Annotated in this window: 19 protein-coding genes; all 19 read left to right on the top strand. The window is 60.4% G+C overall.

From position 1 onward, the window contains the following. Nucleotides 1-14: 14 nt before the first annotated feature. The gene (flgK, locus tag ACZZ0D_RS16535; RefSeq protein ID WP_463553799.1) at nucleotides 15-2,060 is read left to right on the top strand and encodes a flagellar hook-associated protein FlgK; all 2,046 of its coding nucleotides are present in this window, start codon (nucleotides 15-17) and stop codon (nucleotides 2,058-2,060) included. Nucleotides 2,061-2,073: 13 nt separating this feature from the next. Further along, nucleotides 2,074-3,642 carry a flagellar hook-associated protein 3 gene (locus ACZZ0D_RS16530; protein WP_463553798.1) on the top strand — a complete coding sequence of 523 codons (1,569 nt, stop codon included), beginning with the start codon at nucleotides 2,074-2,076 and terminating at the stop codon, nucleotides 3,640-3,642. 107 nt (nucleotides 3,643-3,749) lie between these two features. Further along, nucleotides 3,750-7,343: a glycosyltransferase gene (locus ACZZ0D_RS16525; protein WP_463553797.1), complete on the top strand. Its 3,594-nt coding sequence runs from the start codon at nucleotides 3,750-3,752 to the stop codon at nucleotides 7,341-7,343. Between the two features lie 639 nt (nucleotides 7,344-7,982). Then, complete coding sequence (rfbF, locus tag ACZZ0D_RS16520; protein WP_463553796.1) at nucleotides 7,983-8,756, top strand: glucose-1-phosphate cytidylyltransferase; 774 nt, start codon at nucleotides 7,983-7,985, stop codon at nucleotides 8,754-8,756. Continuing rightward, entirely contained in the window at nucleotides 8,738-9,820 is a 1,083-nt protein-coding gene (gene rfbG, locus ACZZ0D_RS16515) for a CDP-glucose 4,6-dehydratase (RefSeq protein WP_463553795.1), read from the top strand. The genes rfbF and rfbG overlap by 19 nt, the downstream gene beginning before the upstream one ends. Then, complete coding sequence (locus ACZZ0D_RS16510; protein ID WP_463553794.1) at nucleotides 9,817-10,377, top strand: dTDP-4-dehydrorhamnose 3,5-epimerase family protein; 561 nt, start codon at nucleotides 9,817-9,819, stop codon at nucleotides 10,375-10,377. The genes rfbG and ACZZ0D_RS16510 overlap by 4 nt, the downstream gene beginning before the upstream one ends. Beyond that, complete coding sequence (locus tag ACZZ0D_RS16505; RefSeq protein WP_463553793.1) at nucleotides 10,374-11,600, top strand: methyltransferase domain-containing protein; 1,227 nt, start codon at nucleotides 10,374-10,376, stop codon at nucleotides 11,598-11,600. Before ACZZ0D_RS16510 ends, ACZZ0D_RS16505 begins: the two co-directional genes overlap by 4 nt. Continuing rightward, the gene (locus tag ACZZ0D_RS16500; RefSeq protein ID WP_463553792.1) at nucleotides 11,597-12,448 is read left to right on the top strand and encodes an NAD-dependent epimerase/dehydratase family protein; all 852 of its coding nucleotides are present in this window, start codon (nucleotides 11,597-11,599) and stop codon (nucleotides 12,446-12,448) included. The genes ACZZ0D_RS16505 and ACZZ0D_RS16500 overlap by 4 nt, the downstream gene beginning before the upstream one ends. Next, entirely contained in the window at nucleotides 12,445-13,515 is a 1,071-nt protein-coding gene (locus ACZZ0D_RS16495) for a class I SAM-dependent methyltransferase (protein ID WP_463553791.1), read from the top strand. The genes ACZZ0D_RS16500 and ACZZ0D_RS16495 overlap by 4 nt, the downstream gene beginning before the upstream one ends. Nucleotides 13,516-13,532: 17 nt before the next feature. Then, nucleotides 13,533-14,270: a cephalosporin hydroxylase family protein gene (locus tag ACZZ0D_RS16490; RefSeq protein WP_093439633.1), complete on the top strand. Its 738-nt coding sequence runs from the start codon at nucleotides 13,533-13,535 to the stop codon at nucleotides 14,268-14,270. 54 nt (nucleotides 14,271-14,324) lie between these two features. Beyond that, nucleotides 14,325-17,240, top strand: coding sequence for a TIGR00180 family glycosyltransferase (locus ACZZ0D_RS16485; RefSeq protein WP_463553790.1), 2,916 nt, complete (start codon nucleotides 14,325-14,327; stop codon nucleotides 17,238-17,240). 30 nt (nucleotides 17,241-17,270) lie between these two features. Next, nucleotides 17,271-18,272 carry a UDP-N-acetylglucosamine 4,6-dehydratase (inverting) gene (gene pseB, locus ACZZ0D_RS16480; protein WP_463553789.1) on the top strand — a complete coding sequence of 334 codons (1,002 nt, stop codon included), beginning with the start codon at nucleotides 17,271-17,273 and terminating at the stop codon, nucleotides 18,270-18,272. Continuing rightward, complete coding sequence (gene pseC / locus ACZZ0D_RS16475) at nucleotides 18,269-19,432, top strand: UDP-4-amino-4,6-dideoxy-N-acetyl-beta-L-altrosamine transaminase (RefSeq protein WP_463553788.1); 1,164 nt, start codon at nucleotides 18,269-18,271, stop codon at nucleotides 19,430-19,432. Before pseB ends, pseC begins: the two co-directional genes overlap by 4 nt. A gap of 6 nt (nucleotides 19,433-19,438) precedes the next feature. Then, complete coding sequence (gene pseF / locus ACZZ0D_RS16470) at nucleotides 19,439-20,134, top strand: pseudaminic acid cytidylyltransferase (RefSeq protein ID WP_463553787.1); 696 nt, start codon at nucleotides 19,439-19,441, stop codon at nucleotides 20,132-20,134. After that, nucleotides 20,131-21,636 (top strand): UDP-2,4-diacetamido-2,4,6-trideoxy-beta-L-altropyranose hydrolase, encoded by a 1,506-nt coding sequence (gene pseG / locus ACZZ0D_RS16465; protein ID WP_463553786.1) that lies wholly within the window; start codon nucleotides 20,131-20,133, stop codon nucleotides 21,634-21,636. Before pseF ends, pseG begins: the two co-directional genes overlap by 4 nt. Further along, nucleotides 21,629-22,681 (top strand): pseudaminic acid synthase, encoded by a 1,053-nt coding sequence (gene pseI / locus ACZZ0D_RS16460; RefSeq protein WP_159812626.1) that lies wholly within the window; start codon nucleotides 21,629-21,631, stop codon nucleotides 22,679-22,681. Before pseG ends, pseI begins: the two co-directional genes overlap by 8 nt. Nucleotides 22,682-22,907: 226 nt before the next feature. Then, on the top strand, nucleotides 22,908-23,834 hold the full coding sequence (locus ACZZ0D_RS16455; protein WP_053118335.1) for a ketoacyl-ACP synthase III: 927 nt from the start codon (nucleotides 22,908-22,910) through the stop codon (nucleotides 23,832-23,834). 84 nt (nucleotides 23,835-23,918) lie between these two features. Continuing rightward, complete coding sequence (locus tag ACZZ0D_RS16450) at nucleotides 23,919-25,208, top strand: motility associated factor glycosyltransferase family protein (protein WP_463553785.1); 1,290 nt, start codon at nucleotides 23,919-23,921, stop codon at nucleotides 25,206-25,208. Next, nucleotides 25,205-25,471, top strand: a complete 267-nt coding sequence (locus tag ACZZ0D_RS16445) for a hypothetical protein (RefSeq protein WP_463553784.1) — start codon at nucleotides 25,205-25,207, stop codon at nucleotides 25,469-25,471. Before ACZZ0D_RS16450 ends, ACZZ0D_RS16445 begins: the two co-directional genes overlap by 4 nt. Nucleotides 25,472-25,491 lie beyond the last annotated feature (20 nt).

The raw sequence follows: 25,491 nt of genomic DNA, 5'->3' as shown, positions 1-25,491 counted from the left end.
ATAAGGTCTGAACCATGAGTTTGCTCAATATCGGGATGTCGGGTCTGGCGTCGAGCCAGTCCTCTTTGGCTACGACAGGCAACAACATTGCCAACGTCGACACCGCCGGTTACTCACGTCAGCAAACCGTGCAAGGCACCAAAGCCTCGCAGCAGTACGGCACTGTTTTTATCGGCACGGGCACGACCCTCGCCGACGTGCGTCGGGTCTACAACTCGTACCTCGAATCGCAGTTGCACACCGCGACCTCGCTGAACAGCGAAGCAGCGTCGTACCTGGCCCAGGCCACGCCGCTGGATTCGATTCTGTCTGACACCAACACCGGTCTGACCGGCGTGTTGCAGAAGTTTTTCACTTCGATGCAGGGCGTGTCGACCTCGGCCACCGACGACACCTCGCGTCAGTCGGTACTGACCGGTGCGCAAGCGCTGAGCAGCCGTTTCAACGCCCTCGCCAAGCAACTGAATGACCAGAACACCACCATCAACGGCAGCCTCAGCGACATGACTGCCCAGGTCAATAAACTGGCCACGTCGATCGCCAATCTGAACCAGAAAATCGGTGAGATTTCCACCAGCGGCGGCGCGCCGAACGACTTGCTCGACAGCCGTAACGAAGCCGTGCGCCAGCTCTCCGAATTGACCGGCGCGCAGGTCGTTGAACGCGGCACCAGTTTCGACGTGTATGTCGGTAGCGGCCAGCCGCTGGTGATCGGCAACACCACCAACTCGCTGAGCATGGTTGCCAGCAAAGACGACCCGTCGCGCATGTCGATTCAGATGGATCGCGGCTCGAGCACCATCGACATCACCTCGGTGATCAGCGGTGGCGAGATCGGTGGTCTGCTGACGTATCGCAAAGACGTTCTCGACCCGTCGCTCAATGAGCTGGGCCGTGTGGCCCTGGTAGTCGCCGATCAGATCAACAGCCAGCAAGCGCAAGGCATCGACAAGAACGGTGACTTCGGCGCGGCGATTTTCAACAACATCAACAGTGCCGCGCTGATCAGTCAGCGCAGCATCGCGCAGGCCGGCAACAGCAGCGGTTCGGGCAACCTTGACGTGACCATCAAGGACACCGGCAAGCTGACCACCAGCGATTATCAGGTGACGTTCACCAGCGCGACCGACTACAGCGTCAAGCGCTCCGACGGCACCGACCTCGGCACGTTCAGCACCACGACCAATCCGCCGCCGGTGATCGACGGTTTCAGCCTCGCTCTCAACGGTGGTGCATTGAGCGCCGGTGACAGCTTCAAGATCACGCCGACGCGTAATGCCGCCGCGAGCATTCAGACCGTGCTCAGCGATCCGAAGAAGATCGCTGCCGCAGGCCCGCTCACCGGTACTGCCAGCGCCAACGGTCTGGGCACTTACACCCAGCCGACGCTGAGCGACACGATCAACATCTACAACCCGACTGCTCAGGCTGACATGCAGGCGGCGCTGAAGAATTCGACGCCGGTGAAACTGGTGTTCGGTGACGCCAGCGGCGGCAGCCAGTCCTACACGCTGGTCGACGCCAAAGGTCAGAACATCGGCACCGGCACCATCGTGCCTGGCCAGTCGAACACACTGAACCTGAAAGTCGGCGTCCTCGATGCCAACGGCAATCCGGTGATGGACACCTCCGTCACGCCGAACGTGCAGAAGACCTTCACCGTGCAAACCACGGTCGGCGGCACGCCGAAGTCCGGTGAAACCTTCACCATGAACCTCACCGGTGCGGCGTCTTCGGACAACCGTAACGCGCAGGCGCTGGTCGGTCTGCAAACCAAACAAACGGTCGACACCGGTTCGGCGAGCAAGGGCATCAGCCTGACCGACGCCTACAACAAACTGGTGACCAACGTCGGCACCAAGACTGCCCAAGGCAAGTCTGACAGCGCCGCGACCACGGCGATTCTGGATAACGCGCAAGGTGCGCGCGATTCGCTGTCCGGGGTCAACCTCGATGAAGAAACCGGCAACCTGGTCAAATATCAGCAGTACTACACAGCGTCTTCGCAGATCATCAAAGCTGCGCAGGAAACTTTCGCCACGCTGATCAACAGCCTTTAAGGAGTCGTAATTCATGCGCATTTCCACCGCCCAGTATTACGGCACGCAAGCGTCGGACTATCAGCGTAACTTCAACAAGGCTGTGGCCACCGCGAGCGAGGCGAGCAGCCTGCAGCGGATCAACACCGCATCGGATGATCCGGTCGGCGCCGGTCGTTTGCTGCAACTGGGCCAGCAGGCCGCGTTGCTTGATCAGTACAACGGCAACATCAGCAGCACCAAAAATGCCTTGTCGGTGCAGGAAACCACACTGGATTCCATCACCACTGCATTGCAGGCCGCCAAGGAAATCGGCCTGGCCGCCAACAACGGCACGCTGACTGATAAGGATCGCCAGGCTTACGCCTCGCAACTGGCGCAGATCCAGCAACAAGTGCTGGGCCTGATGAACTCCAAGGACGCCGACGGCAACTACCTGTTCTCCGGTTCGAAAACCGACACCGCGCCGTACTCGCAGAATCCGGACGGCACTTACACCTACAACGGTGACCAGACCACCATCAATCTGGGGATTGGCGACGGCATGACTGTCGGCACCAACACCACCGGCTGGGACGCTTTCCAGCAGACCATCAATACCGCGCGCACCAACACCACCATGACGGCGCCAGCAGTCGACGATGGTCGTGTCGTGCTGTCCAACGGCACCGTGGGCACCGCGGCGACTTACAACGCCAAGTTCACCGGCGGCGAGCCGTACACGGTCAGCTTTCTCAGCAGCACTCAGCTGAAAATCACCGATGCGCAGGGCAACGACGTCACCGCTGAAGCGACCAAGGGCGGCGCGATTCTCAATTCCAGCGGCGCCAACCAGACCGTCAGTTTCCGTGGCGTCGACATGAAGTTGAACATCAACCTCAAGGCCGGCGACACCAATCCGGACGCGGTTATTGCCGGTCATAGCTTCCAGTTGGCAGCAACGCCTGATTCGTTCACCACGACGCGCAGCCCGGGTAATCCATCCACTGCCGTGATCACTGGCTCGAACATCACTGATCAGGCCGCTTACACCGCCGCGTTCCCACAGGGTGGGGCGGTGCTTAAGTTCACCAGCGCCACCGCGTTCGACCTGTACGCGGCGCCGGTCACTGCTGACAGCAAGCCAGTTTCTTCGGGCACGGTGTCGGGCAACAACGCCACTGCTGCGGGCGTGACGTTCGCGTTGGGCAGCGCGCCGGCTGCCGGCGATCAGTTTTCGATTCAGCCTAATGATCACCAGACCCAGAACATCCTCGATACCCTGGGCCAGATGGTTGCCGCGCTGAACGCACCGATCGACGGCGATGATGTGGCCAAGCAGAAATTCCAGGGCATCATGGAAGGCGGTCTTGGCAACATCGATGCCGCGAGCAATCAGGTCGGCGCTGCCGTTACCTCGATCGGCGCTCGTGGTCAGTCGCTGGATATGCAGACCGTCACTAACCAGAGCCTGAGCACGGCGAACTCCACGACTCAAGGTTCGATCCGTGATTCGGATCCGGCCGAAGTCATGACCCGCCTGACCCTGCAGCAGACCATGCTGCAAGCGGCGCAGCTGGCGTTCAGCAAGATCAGCCAGTTGGGTCTGTTCAACAAGATTTGACGGTTGGCGGGCGCGTGAGCGCCCGTTTGCCCTGTCCCTCAGTTAATGTTTTTTAGCGGTTTCAGAGCTCGCTTTCCGAGCAGGCTCGTACCGCCTGTGAGCCCGCCGTGAATTCACTTCCTCTCGTCAGCATCGCCATCCCTGCCTTCAATCCGCGCTTTTTCGAGCGGACGCTGAACAGCGCCGTCAGCCAGAATTATGGCCATCTCGAAATCATCGTGTGCGATGACAGTCGTGGCGACGAGATCGAAGCCATCGTTGCGCGAGTGACCGAACAGACCGGTTTTGCCGTGCGTTACGTGCGCAATCCACGCACGCTGGGCCTGGTCGGTAACCTGAAGGCGTGCCTTGAGCAAGCCCAGGGCGAGTTCATCAAGTTTCTCTGTGACGATGACCTGCTGTATTCGGCCTGCATCGAACAACAAGCCCATGAAATGCGCCGCGAAGAAGTCAGTCTGGTGATCGCGCAGCGGTTGCTGTGGGATGCCAACGACATCATCCTGCCCGCACGTCTGGAAAACAGCTCGCTGACGCCCGTTAGCGGTTTGCTCAAGGGCGACGATGTCCTGAGCATCTTCGAAAAATTTCCGGTCAACGTGCTTGGCGGATTCAGCAGTGCGCTGTTTCGCCGTAGTGACGTCGCTGAGCTGTTGCCGGCATTGACCGAGGAGGGTGCCTGCTTCGTTGCGACACTGGATTTCGCCCTGTATGTCTGCCTGCTGCGGCGCGGCAATCTGGTGATGTCGAACAATGTGCTCAGCGCCGAGCGACTCTACCCGGAGCGACTCAGCGCGCAGCAACCGATGAAGGACGCGGCGGAGATCGAGCGTGAGTGGCTCTCGCAGATGCTCAAGGTTCGCAGCGGTGAATCGGCTCCGGCGCAGGGCTGGGTGCGCTATGTGCCGTTGACCAAGGCCGACGAGTCGCCACGGGTCTGGGAAGAACTGCCGTTGAGCCGTACCCTCGGCTCCAAGCAGAGTCGTCAGGAACTGGGCGTCGGTGTCGACAGCTTCAGTTTCGGCGAACTCTATGCGCAGTGGCTAGCGGTTCGGGTGCTTACCGAGGCGCAGCGCAAATGGCTGCCGGAAACCCTCGCCGGCTGGTCACATCAGCCGCGCATCGTGCCGATCATTATTGATGAGCACGGGCGCCGCGACGGTCTGCAGCGCACCCTGGCAGCGCTCGCCGCTCAGGATTATCCGCCGGAGCTGGTGCTGGTGTTGTCCACGGCGTGCACTGAAGCGCAGCTGGACGGGCGGGTCTTCCACATGCCGTTGCAGGACGACGGATTGGAACAGATCAACAGCCTGCTGCCGCAACTGGAAGGCGCGGATTGGTTCTATCTGTTGCAGCCAGGTGATTGCCCGGTGGCGCCGGCGCTGCTGGTGATGGCCGATCGCATCGCGCATTCGCGCACGCTGACCTGCCTGTACAGCGACGAAGGCAGCCTGCGTGATGGCGAGTCTGCCGAGCCGGCGTTCAAACCGGATTTCAACCTCGACCTGATGCGCAGTTACCCCTACGTCGGGCGTGCGCTGGCGTTTCAGCGCGAACGGTTTCTGGCCCTCGGCGGTTTTGCCGCAACGTTCGCCGAACTGGCCCCGCACGACGTGCTGTGGCGCATGGTCGAGAGCGACGGATTGCAGGTCGTCGGGCACATCGCTGAAGTGTTGCTGGAGTCGAAATTCGACCTGTCGCAATGGCTCACTGAACCCGGCGTCGTCGAACAAAGCCCACGCATTCTCGAAGCGCACTTGCAGCGTCTGGGCATCGCTCACGACATTCGCGGTGGCAGCAGCGGGGTGCTCAATCGGGTCGATTATCGCCACGCGCAGCGTCCGTTGGTCTCGGTGGTCATCGTTACGCAGGATCAGACGGCCGCCTTGCAGCGTTGCGTCGAGACGCTGCTAGAGAAGACAAGCTACAGCGAGTACGAATTGCTCCTGGTCGATAACGCCAGTGAGAGCGCCGAAGCGCGGGCATGGCTGGACGGTATGGCGCAATTGGGCAGCGACCGGATTCGCGTGCTGAGCTACTCGCAAAAGGGTAATGCGGCGGCCGTGCACAACTTTGCCGTCAGTCAGGCGCGCGGTGAGTATGTGCTGATGCTCAATGCCTTTGCCGTGGTGACTCAGGCCGATTGGCTCGACGAACTGCTTAATCATGCGCAACGCCCTGAGGTCGGGGTGGTGGGTGCAAAACTGTTCAATCCGGACGGTGGCGTGCTGCACGCCGGGTTGATTCTCGGCTTGAACGGGCCGGTCGGGCTGCCGTTTTACGGTCAGCCGATGCAGTCGGACGGCTACATGTTCCGCTTGCAGGCAGTGCATGATCTGAGTGCCGTTGGCGGTGATTGCCTGATGATTCGCAAGTCGGTGTTCGACGCTGCCGGCGGTCTCGACGAGCAAGACTTCAAGCAAACGCTGAATGTCGTGGATCTCTGTTTGCGCGTTGGCCGCGACGGTTATCTGGTGGTGTTGAATCCCCATGCCGTGCTGGCCGTGGGCGCGCGGCCCAATACCGAGGCCACGCCTGAAGAAGAGGCGCTGCACAACGAGGAGCGGGAAACGTTTTTCCAGCGCTGGCTGCCGCAGGTTGCGCGCGATCCGGCCTACAACGTCAACCTGACGTTGCAAGGCGTTGGCGCGACCAATTTCAGTCTGGAACCGGGTTTGCGCAATGGCTGGAGCGCGTTTTCCAAGGCGCAATTGCCCAACCTGCTGGTGGTGCCGATCAACGCTTCGGCGATCGGACATTACCGCATGAGCCAGCCGATGATCGAGCTGGAGGCAGCCAATCGGGTCGAAGGTCGGATCTGCTACGGCTTGCCGTCGATGATTGATATCGAGCGTCAGTCGCCCGATGTGATCGTCCTGCAGGGGCGCTATTCGGAGCATTCGATCGATGAAATTCCACCGCTGAAGAAGTACTTCAATGCGCGGCGGATTTTTGAGCTCGACGACTACGTGATTGACGTTCCTCATCGCAACGCGCATATCCGCAACATGCCGAGCAAGCAGGACATGGAACGCATGGTGCGGCGTGCCATTGGCTTGTGTGATCGCGCGGTCGTGTCGACAGCGCCGCTGGCCAATGCGCTGTCGGACATGCACCACGACATTCGTGTGGTGCCGAACATGTTGGCTCAGGACTTGTGGGGCAATTTGCGCAGCCAACGCCGCACGTCGAAGAAGCCGCGCGTGGGCTGGGGCGGCGGCACCAGTCACCACGGTGATCTGGCGGTGATCGCTGATGTGGTGCGTGAGCTGGCCAATGAAGTTGATTGGGTATTTTTCGGTATGTGCCCGGATGATTTGCGTCCGTACATGCACGAGTTTCACGGGGTGATCGGTCTGGATGTGTACCCGGCGAAGCTGGCGAGTCTCAATCTTGATCTGGCGTTGGCGCCGCTGGAATTCCATATTTTCAACGACTGTAAGAGCAACTTGCGTCTGCTGGAATATGGCGCTTGTGGTTATCCGGTGGTCTGTACTGACACTGAAGCGTATCGCGGTTATTTGCCGTGTACGCGGGTCAAGAGCAATACCACTGATGAGTGGCTGCAGGCGATTCGTATGCACTTGGCGGATCCTGATGCCAGCTATCGGATGGGGGATGAGTTGCGTGAGGTGGTGTTGCGTGACTATGTGTTGCGGGGGGATAACTTGCGGTATTGGGAGTATGGGTGGTTGGCGGATTGATTGGGGCTTTTGGTTTTTTTGGGTTTTTTGGGTGGGGCGGCTGGCGGTTTCGCCCTTACGGCGAGTCACTTTTTCCAGACGCCGAAAAAGTAACCCAAAAGGCTTTACCCTGACGTTCGGCCCTCGCTGTGGCTCGGGTTCCTTCGCTCCGGGATCGATCCGGGCGCATCGCCTCCGGTTTGCTTCGCTGCACCTCCTCTCGCTGTGTTTGGCTGCGCCAAACGGTCGCTGCGCTCCCACCCCCGGATCAATCCCTCCACTCAGAGTCTTTCTCCCAAACACCCCGATCAGTCCCCTCTCCCTCCGGGAGAGGGCTAGGGTGAGGGGCTTTTGAAGCTGACGCATTCCTAAGCCTGTGCGTGCCGGTTTTTTGTGTTTTCCAGCACCCGAGTTCAACGCGATCTCGCACGTCGGCATACCTCTCCCAAACACCTCGGTCAGTCCCCTCTCCCTCCGGGAGAGGGCTAGGGTGAGGGTCGTGTGGAGCTGGCGCGTTTCCTGCAAGTCCCCTGTAAATCGCCATAAAACGAGCGCTCGCGGTCATCGCAGCGGCGCCGTCAGCGGCGGAAGGTTTAGCCAGAAGGCTCGCGCCGCTCAAGAAAGCTGCGTACAGCCCGGTGACGAACAAGAGGGGAGACGATGAAGGCAGTTATTTTGGCGGGTGGCCTCGGCACGCGCATCAGTGAAGAGTCGCACCTCAAGCCTAAACCGATGATCGAGATCGGCGGCAAGCCAATTCTCTGGCACATCATGAAGCAGTATTCCGCGCACGGAATTCACGACTTCGTGATTTGCCTTGGCTACAAGGGCTATGCGATCAAGGACTTCTTCGCCAACTACTTCCTGCACACCTCTGACGTCACTTTCGACATGCGCAACAACCGCATGGATGTGCACCAGAATTACAGCGAGCCGTGGAGTGTCACGCTCATCGACACCGGCGAAGAAACCATGACCGGTGGCCGTTTGCTGCGCGCTGGCCGTTATCTGCAGGATGAAGAGGCGTTCTGCTTCACCTACGGCGATGGCGTTTCCGATATCAACATCGCGCAGTTGGTCAACTATCACAAAGCCCACGGGCGTTTGGCGACGGTCACGGCGGTGCAGCCGCCGGGTCGTTACGGTGCCTTGGAGCGTCAGGGTGATCAGGTGCTCGGGTTCACCGAGAAGCCTCGTGGCGACGGTGGCTGGATCAATGGCGGCTTCTTCGTGCTTTCGCCAAAAGTGCTGCCGTATATCACCGACGACACCACCACGTGGGAAGCCGAGCCGTTGGCGCGTCTGGCGCAGGATGAACAACTGAAAGCCTTCGAACACGAAGGGTTTTGGCACCCGATGGACACCCTGCGCGACAAGAATCATCTTGAAGCGCTGTGGCAGAGCGGGGAGGCCCCATGGAAGCAATGGGTCTGAGTGCGGATTTCTGGCGCGGTAAACGCGTTCTGGTCACCGGGCATACCGGTTTCAAGGGCAGTTGGCTGACCCTGTGGCTGCAAAGCCTTGGCGCCGAGGTCAGCGGTTTTGCCCTCGATCCGTCGACCGAACCGAGCCTGTTCGAACTGGCGCGCGTACACGAAGGCATCAACGATCAGCGCGGTGATTTGCGCGATCTCGGCGCACTGCTGGAGATCATCGCCGACACCGAGCCGGAGATCGTTTTGCACCTCGCCGCACAGCCGTTGGTGCGTGAAGGCTATCGCGATCCTCTGGGCACTTATTCCAGCAACGTGATGGGCACGCTCAACCTGCTCGAAGCGATTCGTCAGGTCGGTTGCGTGCGCGCCTGTGTGCTGGTGACTACCGATAAGGTCTACGCCAACAAGGAATGGCTGTGGCCGTACCGTGAAGACGAAGCCCTTGGTGGCCACGATCCTTACAGCAGCAGCAAAGCCTGTTGCGAGTTGTTGGCGCAGTCTTACGCCGCGTCGTTTTTCCCGGCGGACAAGTACGCCGAGCATCGTCTGGCCCTCGCCACGGCACGTGCCGGCAATGTGTTGGGCGGCGGTGATTTCGCCCCTGAACGACTGATTCCCGATGTACTGAAAGCCTGGTCGGCGGATGAGCCAGTGACCCTGCGTTACCCGCAAGCCGTGCGCCCATGGCAGCACGCGCTGGAGCCGCTGGCCGGTTATCTGCAATTGGCCGCTGGCCTCTACGAGCAAGGCCCGGAATACGCCGGCGCATGGAACTTTGGCCCCGGCGAGGCGGACATGTGCAGCGTCGGCGAAGTGGTTGAACTGCTCGCCAGTCGCTGGCCGCAAGCGCGTGGTTTGCGCATCGAACCGAGTGAATTGCACGAGGCCGGTCTGTTGCGTCTGGACAGCAGTCGCGCGCGGCAGCTCCTCGGTTGGCAGCCGCGTTGGTCACTGCAGCAATGCCTGGCGCAAACCCTCGACTGGCATCTGGCGTGGCAGAACGGCGATGACATGCGCGCCGTGACCCTCGGCCAATTGAACCTGTACCGAGGCGCGTTGTGAGCGAGTTTTCCCTGAAGGCGTTGCCGCTGGCCGGACTGTTCAGCGTCCAGCACAAGCGCTTCGAAGATCAGCGCGGGCACTTCGCGCGGTTGTTTTGCGAAGGCAGCCTGAGCGCGTTTGGCGCTGAGTTTCATATCCGCCAGATCAACCATTCCTGCACCCGCGAGAAGGGCAGCGTGCGCGGTTTGCATTATCAGAATGCCAACGCGCCGGAAGCCAAACTCATCACTTGCCTGCGCGGTGAAGTGTGGGATGTGGCGGTGGATTTGCGCCCGGATTCCGCAACGTTTTTGCACTGGCACGCTGAGCACCTCAAGGCTGGCGACGGTCGCAGTCTGTTGATCCCGGCCGGGTTCGCCCACGGTTTTCAGACGCTGACAGAAGACGCTGAATTGCTCTACTTGCACAGCGCTGATTACGCGCCGGAGCACGAGGCTGGTCTGTCAGTGAACGACCCACGGCTGGCGATTGCCTGGCCGTTGCCTGTCAATAATTTGTCAGCGCGCGATTCCAGCCATCCTGCGCTCGATCAACACTTCGCTGGAGTGCGTCTATGAACTGCCGTGGGTGCGCCGCACCGCTGAGCCTGCCGCTGATCGATCTCGGCACCTCACCACCGTCGAACGCTTATGTGCACGCCGATCGCCTGGAACAGGCCGAGCAATGGGTACCGTTGAAGGTCGCCGTGTGTCAGCAATGCTGGCTGGTACAGACTGAGGATTACACCAGCGCCGACAGCTTGTTCGACGCCGAGTACGCCTACTTCAGTTCGTTTTCCAGCACCTGGCTGGCGCACGCCGAGCGTTATGTCGCCGAGATGGTCGAGCGCTTTGGCCTGACCGCTGATAGTCGTGTGGTGGAAATCGCTGCCAACGACGGCTACCTGCTGCAATACGTCGCCGCGCGGGGCATTCCGTGCCTTGGCGTTGAGCCGACTCGCAGCACCGCACAAGCAGCACGCGAAAAAGGCCTGGAGATTCGCGAACTGTTCTTCGGTCGCGACACCGCTGCGCAGCTGAACAGCGAAGGCTGGGGCGCTGACTTGATGGCCGCCAATAACGTGCTCGCGCACGTGCCGGACATCAATGATTTCCTCGCTGGTTTCGCCACGCTGCTCAAGCCGAGCGGCGTTGCCACCTTCGAATTCCCGCAACTGCTGACGCTGATGGCCGGCGCGCAGTTCGACACGCTGTATCACGAACACTATTCCTACCTGTCGCTGACCGCCGTGCAGACTTTGTGCGAGCGCAACGGTCTGCAAGTGTTCGACGTCAGCCAACTGAACACTCACGGCGGCTCGTTGCGCGTGTTCGTCCAGCGCAAGGACGGCAAACGTCGCCCCGTACAACCCGCAGTGCAGCAGCAGTTGCAGGCCGAACTCGATGCCGGGGTCAAAACCGCCGAGTACTACGCGACCCTCGCGCCCGCCGCTGAACGCATCAAGCATGAACTGCTGCGCTTCCTGTTGCAGGCCAAGGCCGACGGCAAACGCGTGGTCGGTTACGGCGCGGCGGCCAAGGGCAACACGCTGCTCAACTACGCCGGGGTCAAACCCGATTTGCTCGCGTGGGTGGCCGATGCCAATCCGCACAAGCAGGGCAAGTTTTTGCCCGGCAGCCGCATTCCGATTGTTGCGCCGGAACGCATTGAAATCGAGAAGCCGGATTACGTGCTGGTGCTGCCGTGGAACCTGCTGCACGAAGTCAGTCAGCAACTGGCGCAAGTGCGTCAGTGGGATGGCCGCTTCGTGATCGCCGTGCCTGAGTTGAAAGTACTGTGAAGTTTCTGGTCACCGGAGCCACGGGCTTCGTCGGTCGGCACCTGGTCGCCGCATTGCTGGCGCGCGGCTGCGACGTGCGTGCGGTGGCGCGCAACGTGGAAACGGCGCAAGGCATGCCGTGGATCAATGACGTCGAGTTCGTCAGCGCGGATATTCACGCGGCTGAACTGGATGTTGTCGCGTTGACCGATGGCGTCGATGCACTGGCGCATCTGGCCTGGCCGGGTTTGCCGAACTATCGGGCGCTGTTTCATTTCGAGCACAACCTGATGGCCGATTACCGCTTTATCAAAAGCGTGGTCGAGGCGGGGGTGAAGCAGGTTCTGGTCACCGGCACCTGTTTTGAATACGGCATGCAAAGCGGCCCGCTCAGTGAGCAGACCGAGGCGCGACCGGCGAACCCGTATGGTCTGGCCAAACATACGCTGCACCTGTTTTTGCAAAACCTGCAGCAGGCACAGCCGTTCACCTTGCAGTGGGCGCGCTTGTTTTATCTGCATGGCGAAGGGCAGAACCCCAATAGTTTACTGGCCGCACTCGACCGGGCGATCGATGCCGGTGATGCATCGTTCAACATGTCGGCCGGTGAGCAATTGCGCGATTTTCTGCCGATCGAAACCGCCGCCGGTTATCTCGCCGCTATTGCGCAACAACGCGAATTCAACGGCGTGATCAATTGCGCCAGCGGCCAACCGGTCTCGGTGCGTGCATTGGTTGAACAACGCCTGCGCGAACGTGGCGCGGCATTGCATCTGAACCTTGGCCACTACCCATATCCGAGCCACGAGCCTTTGGCGTTCTGGGCCGTGACCGAGCGTTTGCAACAGTTATTGGGAGAGTCGCCATGAGGCACGAGTTGTATCGGGTCACTGACCTGCCGGTGCTGCAGAACCGCACCTTTATCGATGCCGCATCAGCGCAAGCGTCGGCCAGTGCCGACATGCTGCTCGTGCAGGATGAGCGCAGCGGTCTGATCTTCAATGCCGCGTTCGATGCCGACAAGCTCAGCTACGACGCCGACTACCAGAACGAGCAGGCGCATTCCGGCCAGTTCCAGAAGCACCTGAGCGACGTCGAAGGCATCATCGGCAAGCATTTCAAGGGTCAGGAACTGATCGAAGTCGGCTGTGGCAAAGGCTACTTTTTGGAGCTGCTCAAAGGTCTGGGCTATTCGATCACCGGCATCGATCCGGCTTACGAAGGCGAAAACGCCGACGTGATCAAGGCGCCATTCACCCGTGGCCTGGGCCTCGCGGCAGACGCCATCGTGCTGCGCCATGTGCTGGAACATATTCAGGATCCGGTGAGCTTCCTCGCCGAAATCGCCAACGCCAATCAGGGCGGGCAAATCTACATCGAAGTGCCGTGCTTTGACTGGATCCTCGAACACAAAGCCTGGTTCGACCTGTTCTACGAACACGTCAATTATTTCCGCCTCGATGATCTGCGCCGGATGTTCGGCACGGTGCACGAGGCCGGTCACCTGTTCGGTGGCCAGTACCTGTACATCGTCGCTGACCTCGCCACGTTGCGCCTGACCCCGGAGCAACCGGTGCCGCGCCTGGCATTGCCTGCCGGTTTCACCGCCAGCCTCGACCGCGCGGTGCAGATCATTCAGTCGGCCCCCGAGCAGGGCTCGGCGCTTTGGGGCGCCTCGTCCAAAGGCGTGATTTATTCGCTGTTTCTGCAACGCGCCGGTGTAGCAGTGGATCGTGTGGTGGATATCAACCCGGCCAAGCAGGGGCGTTATCTGCCGTTGAGCGGCGCGCGCGTGTCGTCGCCGCAAGAGGCGATGGATGCGCTGCCCGAAGGCGCGCACCTGTTTGTGATGAATTCCAATTACCTCGAAGAGATCAAGCGGATGACCGGTGGACGTTACGTCTATCACGCCGTCGACAGTGCTTCGTTCCAGTGACCCTTGAGATTTTTACAATGACCGACAACAGCATTAACCAAGCCTTCGAAGCCGAGTGCCGGGAACAGATTGCCCAGCAGGGTGACGACCAGAAACTCACCGGCCTGGCCCGTGATTTCTTCAACGAATCGGCCAAACACAAGTACAGCTACCACTTCTCGTGGATGGGCCGTCCGATCATCCAGTTGCCACAAGACATGATGGCGATGCAGGAGATCATCTGGCAGGTCAAACCGGATCTGGTCATCGAGTGCGGCATCGCCCACGGCGGTTCGATCATTTACTACGCCTCGTTGCTGGAGCTGCAAGGCCACGGCGAAGTGCTGGGCATCGACCTCGACATTCGCCCGCACAACCGCGAAGCGATCGAAAGCCACCCGATGGCCAAGCGCATCAAGATGATTGAAGGCTCGAGCATCGACGCCGGCATTGCCGCCCAAGTGCAAGCCGCCGCCAAAGGCAAGAAAGTCATTCTGGTGCTCGACTCCAACCACACCCACGATCACGTGCTGGAAGAGCTGCGTCTGTACGCACCGCTGGTGTCGGTCGACAGTTACTGCGTGGTCATGGACACCGTGGTTGAAGACATGCCAGCCGATTTCTTTCCGGATCGTCCTTGGGGCCCGGGCGATAACCCGAAAACCGCCGTGTGGAAATACCTTGAAGAGAACCAGGATTTCGAGATCGACCAGCAGTTGCAAAACAAGCTGTTGATCACCGTGGCGCCGGATGGATATCTGCGCCGCGTTCGTTAATTCGCAACATCACCCAGCGTTGTGTCGGCGAGTCGCCGGTTGTGGAGAGAAGTTATGCAAGGCAAGTACAGTTCTGAACTGGCGCTACCGCTCAATGAGCTATTGACCGTAGTCCTGATTACTCACAATCGGCCGGCGTTTTTGCGCCGGGCGGTGAAGTATTACAGCAGCTTGCCCTGCAGGATCATGGTGCTTGATTCGACACTCGAACGACCTGAAGGCGATTTTTCCGCCGTCGATTACCACCATGTGCCGCAGTTCGCCTATTGGGGCATGCAGGCCAAACTCGCCTATGGGGTCGAGCAACTGAGCACGCCCTACATGGTGCTGGCGGCAGACGACGATTTCATCCTGCACGATTCGCTGACAGAGTCTGTCGGCTTCCTGCACGCCAACCCTGATTACGGTATGTGCCACGGCTATTGCCTGATGTACCTGTCACTGGCCCATGGCGTGAACTATTACCGCCGCGACAAAAAAGTCCAGGAAGACTATTCGTCCGAGCGGGCGCAGGATCGTGTCCTCGACTACATGAACCAGTACATCCCGCCGTTCTACGCGGTGACCCGTACTGACCTGATGAAAAACTGGCATGCGGCGTTGCCGCCGGGCACCAATTTCCAGTGGCAGGAAATCGGCCACGTCTATTACCTGCTGGCGAGTGCCAAGGCGCGGATCCTGCCGATGCCTTATGTGGTGCGCGAGATCAACTACGGCGTCTCCGAACACAACACCGATGTCTATCATTCGCTGACCTACGTCGACGGCAAATCGGTCGCCGAACGAGAGGCCTTTGCCGAGTTCCTCGTATCGTTGCCCACCGAGATCCAGGGGCTGGATGCCGGGCAAGCCAAGGCTTTTGCCCTGGAGAGTTTCGAGGCGATGGCCGACAGCCTGAAGTGTGGCCGGGCGCTGACGGCCGAGCTGATTTTCGAGTCGACCTGGAACCAGGAATTGAAGGCGCCGGATCGTCGTTTCGGGCCGCTGCAGTACGTCGAAATGCCGTTTTATAACCAGGCATTCTTCGATCGCCTCGAACAGTTCGAATTCATGCTGCACACCCTGCCGGCGGGCCGCATGCAGCTGGAAGGGCTGGAAGGGCTGTGGACGCGTCAGGCGCACCTGTTGCAAGCGCGCAACAACGACACGCCAGAAAGTGTGGCTGACCGGTTGTGGCAGGCCCATGACCTGAATGCGTTCAACCTGACCGTGGTCAAACGTCTGGCGGCGCAACTGGAAGTACTGGGTGATGAAGAAGCCGCGCAAACCATGCACGCGTGGATCGCCCGTCTTGAAGCGCTGAAGGTTGAGGATTATCAGACGGCCTTCGACAAAATGAAGTCCGGTCGTTTGCTGCAATGGCTGGCTGCGCGCTCGCCGTCAATCGAACAGCTGCAGTCGATTGGTCAGCATCTGACGACTGAAGGCGGCGGCCCGCAATTCGGTATTTTCCTGCTCGATCTGGACAACGACATCGACAAGTTGCAGGTGTCGCTCGACAGCCTGCTCGAAGGTCACTGCAAGGCGTTCAAGATTGTCGTGTTTACCACCGGCGAAGCACCGGCGGCGACGACTGCGCAAAACACCCTGCACTTTGTCCGTGTCACCCAAAGCAACGTTGTCGACAAACTTAACCAGAGCGCCCAACAGTCGCCATGCGATTGGCTGTTGCTGGGCGAGGCGGGTGATCAGTTCACTGCCAATGGCCTGTTGCGCGCCAGCCTCGAACTGCTGTCGGCCGACGGTGTGCGTGCGGTCGCCACCGACGAAATTCAGCGCAAGGACAATGGCGCGCTGGTTGACGTGTTCCGCCCAGGTTTCAATCTCGACTTGCTGCAAAGCGTGCCGTCATTGATGGCGCGGCATTGGCTGATCCGCCGCGATGTGTTGCTCGACGCCGGCGGTTATCAGGCTGACTTCAGCAAGGCGCTGGAATTTGACCTGTTGCTGCGCATCATCGAGCAGGGCGGCCTCGACGGTCTGGCGCACCTCGACGAACCGTTGCTGATTACTCAGGCGACGGCGCTGGAAGAAAACCCGGATGAGCGCCAGGCGTTGCTGCGTCACTTGGGCAATCGCGGCTACAAGGCCAAGGTGACGTCGACCGCGCCGGGCACCTGGCAAATCGATTATCGCCACACCGAACAACCGCTGGTGTCGATTGTTTTGCCGGTGATCGATGATCTGCCGGTGCTGCGTCGCTGCCTGGAAGGTGTGCTGCTGAGAACCCGTTACAGCCGTTATGAAGTGCTGCTCGCGGCGAACGCTAACCAGTCGGCCGAGGTTAACGATTGGCTGGGTACGATGCGCCACGCCAAGGTAAATGTGTTGCGTGCCGATCAGCCGCTGAGCGAAGCCGCGCTGTACAACGCCGCCAGCGAACAGGCGAAGGGCGAGTATCTGGTGCTGCTGGCCGCTGACAGCGAGATCGTCAACCCGAACTGGATCGATTCGCTGCTCAACCATGCCCAGCGTCCGGAAGTGGGGATTGTCGGTGCCAAACTCACTGGCCGTGACGGCAAAATTTCCCAGGCCGGTTTGATTCTTGGCCTGAACGACGGCGTGGGCTCTGCCTTCATTGGCGATGAGCACACGACCGAGGGCTACATGCATCGTTTGGCCGTCGAGCAGAATTACTCCGCCGTGTCGAAGGCCTGCCTGATGGTGCGCAAAGAACTGTTCAACGCGGTTGGCGGCCTGGACGAAGTGACCTTCGCCGACGGTTATGCCGATGTCGATCTGTGCCTCAAGGCCGGTCAGGCCGGTTACCTCATCGTGTGGACGCCGCTGGTGCAAGTGCTGCATAACGGCGAACTGCCGCAGGCGCCAGAGGCGCTACAAGCCCTGCGTGAGAAATGGAGCAACGCCTTCACGCAGGATCCGGCTTACAACGCCAACCTGGCCCTGAGCGGCAAAGGTTTTACCTTGGGTGAAAAGGCTTCGATCAACTGGTCGCAGTTAATCGCTTGAGTCGGCCGAACCAGGATCAGGAATCAGCACATGTTCAACGGTAAATCGATTTTCATCTCTGGCGGCACCGGTTCGTTCGGGCGCAAATTCATCGCCCGTCTGCTGGAGCAATACCAGCCCAAGCGCGTGGTGGTGTTCTCCCGCGACGAGCTCAAGCAGTACGAGATGCAGCAGACGTTCAACGCGCAGTGTATGCGTTACTTCATCGGTGACGTACGCGACGCTGATCGTCTGCGCCAGGCCATGCGTGGCATCGATTACGTGGTGCATGCGGCAGCGCTCAAACAGGTGCCGGCGGCGGAATACAACCCGACCGAATGCATTCGCACCAACGTCAATGGCGCGGAAAACATCATCGCCGCCGCCATCGATACCGGCGTGAAGAAAGTCGTCGCGTTGTCCACCGACAAAGCGGCCAGCCCGATCAATCTGTACGGCGCGACCAAGTTGCTCTCGGACAAATTGTTCGTCGCCGCCAACAACATTGCCGGCGAGCAGGAAACCCGTTTCGCCGTGGTGCGCTACGGCAACGTCGCCGGTTCGCGCGGTTCCGTGGTGCCGTTTTTCAGCAAGTTGATTGCTGACGGCGCGACTGAGTTGCCGATTACCGACGAACGCATGACGCGTTTCTGGATCACCCTCGACCACGGCGTGCAGTTCGTCCTCGACAGCTTCGCGCGGATGCATGGCGGCGAAGTGTTTGTGCCGAAGATTCCGTCGATTCGCATCGTCGATCTGGCGTTGGGCATGGCCGAGCATCTGCCGCATAAAAACGTCGGCATTCGTCCGGGGGAAAAACTCCATGAGCTGATGGTGCCGCTGGACGATGCGCGGATGACCCTGGAATTCGCCGATCACTACACGATTCAGCCGTCGATTCGCTTCACCAGTGTCGACGTCGATTTCGCTGTCGACAAACTCGGTGAGCAGGGCCGGGCGGTCGGTGAGGATTTCGAATACCGCTCCGACACCAATCCGCACTTCCTGTCGGTCGGGCAGATCGCCGACCTGCACGCGAAGCTGTCGGCATGATTCCGTACGGTCGGCAGAGTCTTGATCAGGCGGACATCGATGCGGTGGTCGAGGTGCTGCAGTCCGACTGGCTGACCCAGGGCCCGACCATCGCGCGTTTCGAGCAAGCGATGGCCGAGCGTTGCCAGGCCGATTTCGCCGTGGCGGTGTGCAATGCCACGGCGGCGCTGCACATTGCCTGTCTGGCCGCAGGACTGGGGCCGGGCGATCGTTTGTGGACGACGCCGAACACCTTTCTCGCTTCAGCCAACTGCGGACGCTACTGCGGCGCCGACGTCGATTTTGTCGATATCGATCCGCTGACCTGGAACCTCGATGCCTTCGCGCTCGAAGCGAAACTCGATCAGGCCGAACGCGACGGTACGTTGCCGAAGGTTTTGGTGGCGGTGGCGTTTTCCGGGCAGAGCTGCGACATGCGCCGTATCGCCGAACTGGCCGAACGCTACAACGTCACCGTGATCGAGGATGCCTCGCACGCGGTGGGCGCGTCGTACGCCGGGCGCCCGGTCGGGTGCGGTGAATTCGCCGCGATGACCGTGTTCAGTTTTCACCCGGTAAAGATCATCACCAGCGCCGAGGGCGGCATGGTACTGACCAATCGTCCGGCGCTGGCCGAACGCTTGCAGCGCCTGCGCAGCCACGGCATGACCCGCGATCCGCAGCAGATGACTGACGCCAGTCACGGCCCTTGGTATTACGAACAGATCGAACTCGGTTTCAATTACCGCATCACCGATCTGCAAGCCGCGCTGGGCCTGTCGCAACTGGCGAAGCTGGACGGGTTTATCGCCCGCCGTCGTGAGTTGGCCGCCCGCTATGATCGCTTGCTGGCGTACCTGCCACTGACCTTGCCAAGCCCTCAGCCAGAGGCGGAGTCGGCGTGGCACCTGTACGTGGTGCGCGTGCAGACCGAGCGCGTCAATCTCAGTCACCGGCAAATCTTCGAAGGGTTGCGCGCGGCCGGGGTCGGGGTGAATCTGCACTATATTCCTCTGCACTTGCAGCCTTACTATCGCGACCTGGGTTTTGCCGAAGGCGACTTTCCCGAGGCCGAACGTTATTACGCGCAAGCAATCAGTCTACCGCTGTATCCGCTGCTGACTGACGCACAACAGGACTATGTGGTCGAGCAACTGCGACGGCTGCTTCTTGAGGAGTAAACCCACGTGAGCTGCGTTGCGATCATCCCCGCCCGTGGTGGCAGCAAGCGCATCCCGCGCAAGAACCTGAAACAGTTCGACGGCGTGCCGATGATCGTTCGCTCGATCCGCACGGCACTGGATTCGGGATTGTTCGAGCGGGTCGTGGTCAGCACCGACGATGTCGAGATTGCCGAAGTGGCGCGGGCGCACGGTGCTGAGGTGCCGTTCCTGCGCCCGGCGGAACTGGCCGACGATTTTGCCGGCACTGCGCCGGTGATCGTGCACGCTTTGCAGCGATTACCGGATTTCGAATACGCCTGCTGCGTTTATGCCACGGCGCCGTTGCTGCAGACGCGCTATTTGCGTCAGGGGCTTGAGTTGCTTGAGCAGAATCCGGACAAATCCTTTGCCTTCTCCGTGTGCAGTTTTGGCTTTCCGGTGCAGCGTGCATTGACGCTGGACGGGCAGGGCGCTTTACACGCTTTGTACCCGGAGTTTCGCAACACTCGCTCGCAGGATCTGCCTGAGGCCTATCAGGATGCCGGGCAGTTTTACTGGGGGCGCAGCGACGCCTGGTTACGCGGTGAAGTGATCTATTCGCCGGCCAGTCTGCCGGTGATTCTGCCCCGGCATCTGGTGCAGGATATCGACACGCTGGAAGACTGGAAACGCGCCGAATACCTGTATGCCGCGCTGAAGGCTGGCGGAGAATTATCGTGAGAGTGCTGATCCGTGCCGACGCCTCGCCGACCATCGGCAGCGGCCACATTGCCCGTTGCCTGACGCTGGCGCGGGTGCTGCGCGGGCAGGGCAGCCACGTCGCGTTTGCCTGCCGGCGCTTGCCGGGGCATCGGCTCGATGCGCTGAGCGCCGAGGGTTTCGAGACCTTCGCGCTGCCTGACCGCTATCCCGATGAAGACCCGCAGCAAGCCATCGAAGCGATGTTGCCGTGGCAGGCGGACATCGACGCGCTGGCGCAGCTGCTGGACGGTCACACCGCGTTCGACTGGATCATCGCCGATCACTATGGGCTCGATCATCACTGGCAAACCGCTGCCCGGCGCTGGGCGCCACGCATTGCGGCGGTCGATGATCTGGCCACGCGGCGCTACAGCGTCGACCTGTTGCTCAATCAGAATTTGTCCGGCCTCAGCGAAAATTATCAGCCGCTGCTGCCTGCCAATTGCCGCACGTTGCTCGGCCCGCGCTATGCGATGTTGCGCGAGGAATTCAATGCCCCGGCCATCGAGATCAAGCCGCAGGCGCAGCGACTGCTGGTGAATTTTGGCGGTTTCGATGCCGCCCGGCAGACCCATCACGCGATGTTGGCGCTGGCCGATTTTGCCGAGCTTGAAGTGGATTTTGTCGCCGGCGCCGACAACCCGGCCTGGACGCAAATGCAGGCGCTGGCCGAGACGCGGCCGCACTGGCGGCTGCACAGTTTTGTCAGCGATTTTCATCAGCGCATGCTTGCATCCGACTTGTTTATCGGTGCTGGTGGCGGCACCAGTTGGGAGCGCGCGGCGCTCGGCTTGCCGACGATTTGCATTGCGGTGTCGAACAATCAGCAGGTCAACGGCGAAGTCATGGCGGCGGCGGGTGCGCATGTGTTCATGGGCGCCCGTGAGCAGGTCAGTGTCGAGCAGTTGCGCGATGCGATCGGCTTCGTCGTTGGCAACTTTTATCTGCGGCAAAGTCTGGCCGAGCGTTCGCGGCAACTGGTCGACGGTCGTGGTGCGTTGCGCGTAGCAGCAGCGCTCGCTGGCGCGGTGCTGAAACTGCGCACGGCGACGCTGGACGATGCGCAGTTGTTGTTCGACGGGCGCAATGCCGAGGCGGTGCGACGCTGGTCGCAGAAAACCGATGTGATCGACCGCGAGCAGCATCAACACTGGTTGAGCGCGAGCCTGCGCAATCCGCAGCGGCTGCTGTTGATTGCCGAAAGCGACGACGGCCCGGTCGGCGTGTTGCGTTATGACTTGCGTGGTTTTGACGCCGAAGTTTCACTGTATCTGTTTGAACAGCGTCTGGGCCTCGGTTGGGGCAGGGCGCTGCTCGCTCGCGGTGAGGCATTCGTCACGGCGCACTGGCCGCAACTGACCGCAATCAACGCGCAGGTTTCGCCTGCCAATCGCCCGTCATTGAATGTCTTTCGTGACGCCGGGTATCTGCAAAGTGCCTGTGCGTTCACCCGTGTCTTGAAGGAACACCCGCATGCCTGATTTCAAGATTGGCGATCGCCTGATCGGTGCCGACGCGCCGCCGTTCATCATCGCCGAGATGAGCGGCAACCATAACCAGTCGCTGGACGTGGCCCTGCAAATCGTCGAAGCGGCGGCGAAGGCTGGCGCGCATGCCTTGAAGCTGCAAACCTACACCGCTGAGACCATGACGCTGGACATCGCCGAGGGTGAGTTTTTCATCAAGGATCCGGGCAGCCTCTGGGCCGGCACGTCTTTGTATGACCTGTATGAGAAGGCGCATACACCATGGGAATGGCACGCGCCGATTTTCGCTCGGGCTAAAGAGTTGGGCATGCTCGCGTTCTCGACACCGTTCGACGACAGCGCTGTGGACTTTCTCGAAAGCCTCGACGTACCGGCCTACAAGATCGCCAGTTTCGAGAACACCGATTTGCCGCTGATCCGTCGCGTCGCGGCCACCGGCAAACCGCTGATCATCTCCACCGGCATGGCGAGCATCGCCGAACTCGACGAAACCGTGCGCGCTGCGCGGGAGGCGGGGTGCAAGGATCTGGTGCTGCTCAAATGCACCAGTACTTATCCGGCGACACCGGCGAACAGCCACGTGCGTACGATTCCACATCTACGTGAACTGTTCGGCTGCGAAGTAGGGTTGTCTGATCATTCGATGGGCGTTGGCGTATCGGTGGCGGCGGTGGCGCTGGGCGCGACGGTGGTGGAAAAACATTTCACCCTCGACCGCGCGGCCGGTGGCGTCGACGCCAGTTTCTCGCTGGAACCGGCGGAAATGGCCAGTCTGGTGGTGGAAACCGAACGTGCCTGGCAGGCGCTGGGTCAGGTGCATTACGGCGTGACCGAGGCTGAGCGCAAGTCTGTGGTTTATCGACGTTCGCTGTACGTCACCGCTGATATGGCCGCCGGTGAGCCTTTCACCACCGCCAATCTGCGCGCCATTCGTCCGGGTCTCGGTCTGCCGCCCAAGCACACCGACGCCGTTCTCGGCCGCTGCGCGCGCACGCCGATCAAGCGCGGTACGCCGCTGGACTGGTCGCTGATCGAATAGACCGATCTGCAATCGATTCGGCATTTATCGTGACTTGCGAGTCATAACGCGCATCTTCACTGTATTGTATTGATCGGTGAGATGGCGCCTGACCCGTTATCGGTGGCAGTGATAGCCCTTTGCGCTCCCCGTGGCTGCCCGTTGTGGCGGCCGTTTTCTGTTTGTCAGCGCCCCTCGAAATCCTTGCGAGCGGTGGTCTTGGGCTGTTTTTTATTGGGAAGCCGTAATGATTGGCATAAAAAGCATTGCGAGCTACGTTCCTGTAGCCGGCGTGGACAATTACGCACAAGGTGCAAAATTCGAAAAGGATGAAGAATTCATCCTTGGCAAAATCGGTTCGGCGTTTCTGCCGCGCAAAGACGCTGATCAAGAAACCTCCGATCTGTGCGTGGAAGCGGCCAATGCGCTGTTTGCCAGCAACCCTGAACTGAAGCGTGAATCGATCGACGCGTTGATCGTCGTCACCCAGAACGGTGACGAAGAAGGCCTGCCGCACACTGCCGCGATCGTCCAGGACAAACTCGGCCTGCCGACCAATGTCGCTGCGTTCGATATTTCCCTGGGTTGCTCCGGTTACGTCTACGGCATCTACGCGATCAAGGGCTTTATGGAAGCCGCCGGCCTGAAGAACGGCCTGCTGATCACCGCTGATCCATACTCGAAAATCGTCGACCCGGAAGACCGCAACACCACCATGCTCTTTGGCGATGCCGCCACTGCCACGTGGATGGGCGAAGATCCGACCTGGGCGCTGGGCAAGGCCAAGTTCGGCACCGACGGTTCCGGCGCACCGCACTTGAAAGTCACCGATGGCGTGTTCTTCATGAACGGTCGTCAGGTATTCAACTTTGCGTTGCTGAAAGTCCCGGCGCACTTGCACGAGTTGCTCGACGATTCTGGCCTCAAGGCTGATGACATCGACGCGTTCTGCATTCACCAGGGCAGCGCGGCAATCGTTGATGCTGTGGCGCGACGCTTCGAAGGCGAGCCGGAGAAGTTCATCAAGGACATGGTCGAGACCGGCAACACCGTGTCGTCGAGCATTCCGCTGCTGCTGGAAAAACACGTGATCGATTCCGACTGGCAGCGCATTGCGCTCAGCGGTTTCGGTGTGGGTCTGTCGTGGGGCTCGGCGATTATTTATCGTCCTTGAGCCACACAACGGCCGATACAAAAATAGCGCTCAAGGGTTAACCTTGAGCGCTATTTTTTTGCCTGAAACGGAGTGCGAGGCGTCATGAGCGAGTTTTTCCAGGCCAATGCCGAAGTCCTGCAACGACGCTGGCCGGCGCTGTTCGAGCGCTTGATGGCTGAGGACAGTTCGGCCATCGAGGCTGAGCTGACGCAAGGGCTGGGTTCGACGCTGAGCGTCAACGGCATCCAGCTCACCAGCCGTCATGACCGCACGCATGAGGCGCGGATTCAGGCCGCCAGCCTCGCGCACAAAGCGCAGCTGCATGTCTATGGCACCGGCCTCGGCGATCTGCCGGGCGTGTTGCTGGAGCGCACAAACCTTGATCGCTTGTACGTGCACATCCTCAATGGCGCGTTGTTTGCGCTGGTGCTGCAATTGCTTGATCAACGCCAGTGGCTGGAAGATCCGCGCGTGGAGCTGTTTTACGCGGGCGATCTTTCCGATATCTGCACGCCGTTTTTTGCCCTGCCGGCCGAGATGCTGCTGGCGGATGACTTCAACGCGAAGATCCGTGATCGGCTGGTCAATGAAGTTCATCTGACTTTCAACAACCGCGAATTCGACGTGCAGTCGCCGATTATTCAACAGCGGTTGCAGGATTGTTTGCCGGTACTGCTGGGCGATGAGGATGTGGCGCAATTGTTCGGCACCTGCGCCGGCCGCGAGGTGTTTGCGATCGGTACTGGCCCGTCGCTTGAGAGCCATTTCGAACGGTTGGCGGTGATTCGTCAGCAGGCTGATCGTCCATTGTTCATTGCGGTGGATACCGCTTATCGGCCGTTGCGCGAACACGGGATCGTCCCGGACATGGTGGTGAGCATCGATCAACGTATCGGCTTTCGTCATTTGCCGGTCGAGGAATCGGACGGGATTACTTTGGTGTACCTGCCGATGAGTGATCCCGAAGTGCTGACGGCCTGGAAGGGCAAGCGCTACGGCGGTTATTCGGCAAGTCCGGTGTACGCCGCGTTGCGCGAGCAACATCCGCGCGCGCTGCTGCATGTCGGTGGCAGCGTCATTCATCCCGCCGTCGATCTGGCGGTGAAGATGGGCGCCGCGCGCATCACGCTGTTCGGCGCGGACTTCGCGTTTCCCAACAACAAAACCCACGCCGGCTGGAACGACGGCGATCTGGGGCCGGGCGTGAATCAGGCGCGGCACTGGGTGCTCGACGGCAATGGTCAGCGCGTCGCCACGCAGCTCAACTTTCGCGGTTATCTGTGTGTGCTGGAACGCTACATCGCCGCGCATCCGCACGTGCAGTTCTATAACAGCAGCCGCGCGGGCGCGTTGATTGCCGGCACGCAGTTCGACCCGGAGTTCGTGCAATGACCGCTATCGATAAATGCATGGACGAGTGCCGCCAGTGCGCCGGACTGTTTCGTCTGGGCCGTGATGTCGAGGCAGCGCTGGTCATGGTTGACGTGTTTGAAGGCGCACAGCGGGCACTCATGGCTACATCGACCGACGTCCAGCAATCCTGGGCGACAGTTTTGACGCAAATCCTCGAATGCCAGGAGCGCCAGGACTGGCTGGGCCTCGCCGATTTCATGGAGTACGAACTCATTGAATTGCTGCAAAGCACACAGGGCTAACGGCGACCAACGGCGCTGGC

It is taken from the genome of Pseudomonas sp. AC193 (assembly GCF_979258075.1).
This window is presented reverse-complemented; position numbering and strand designations above follow the sequence as displayed.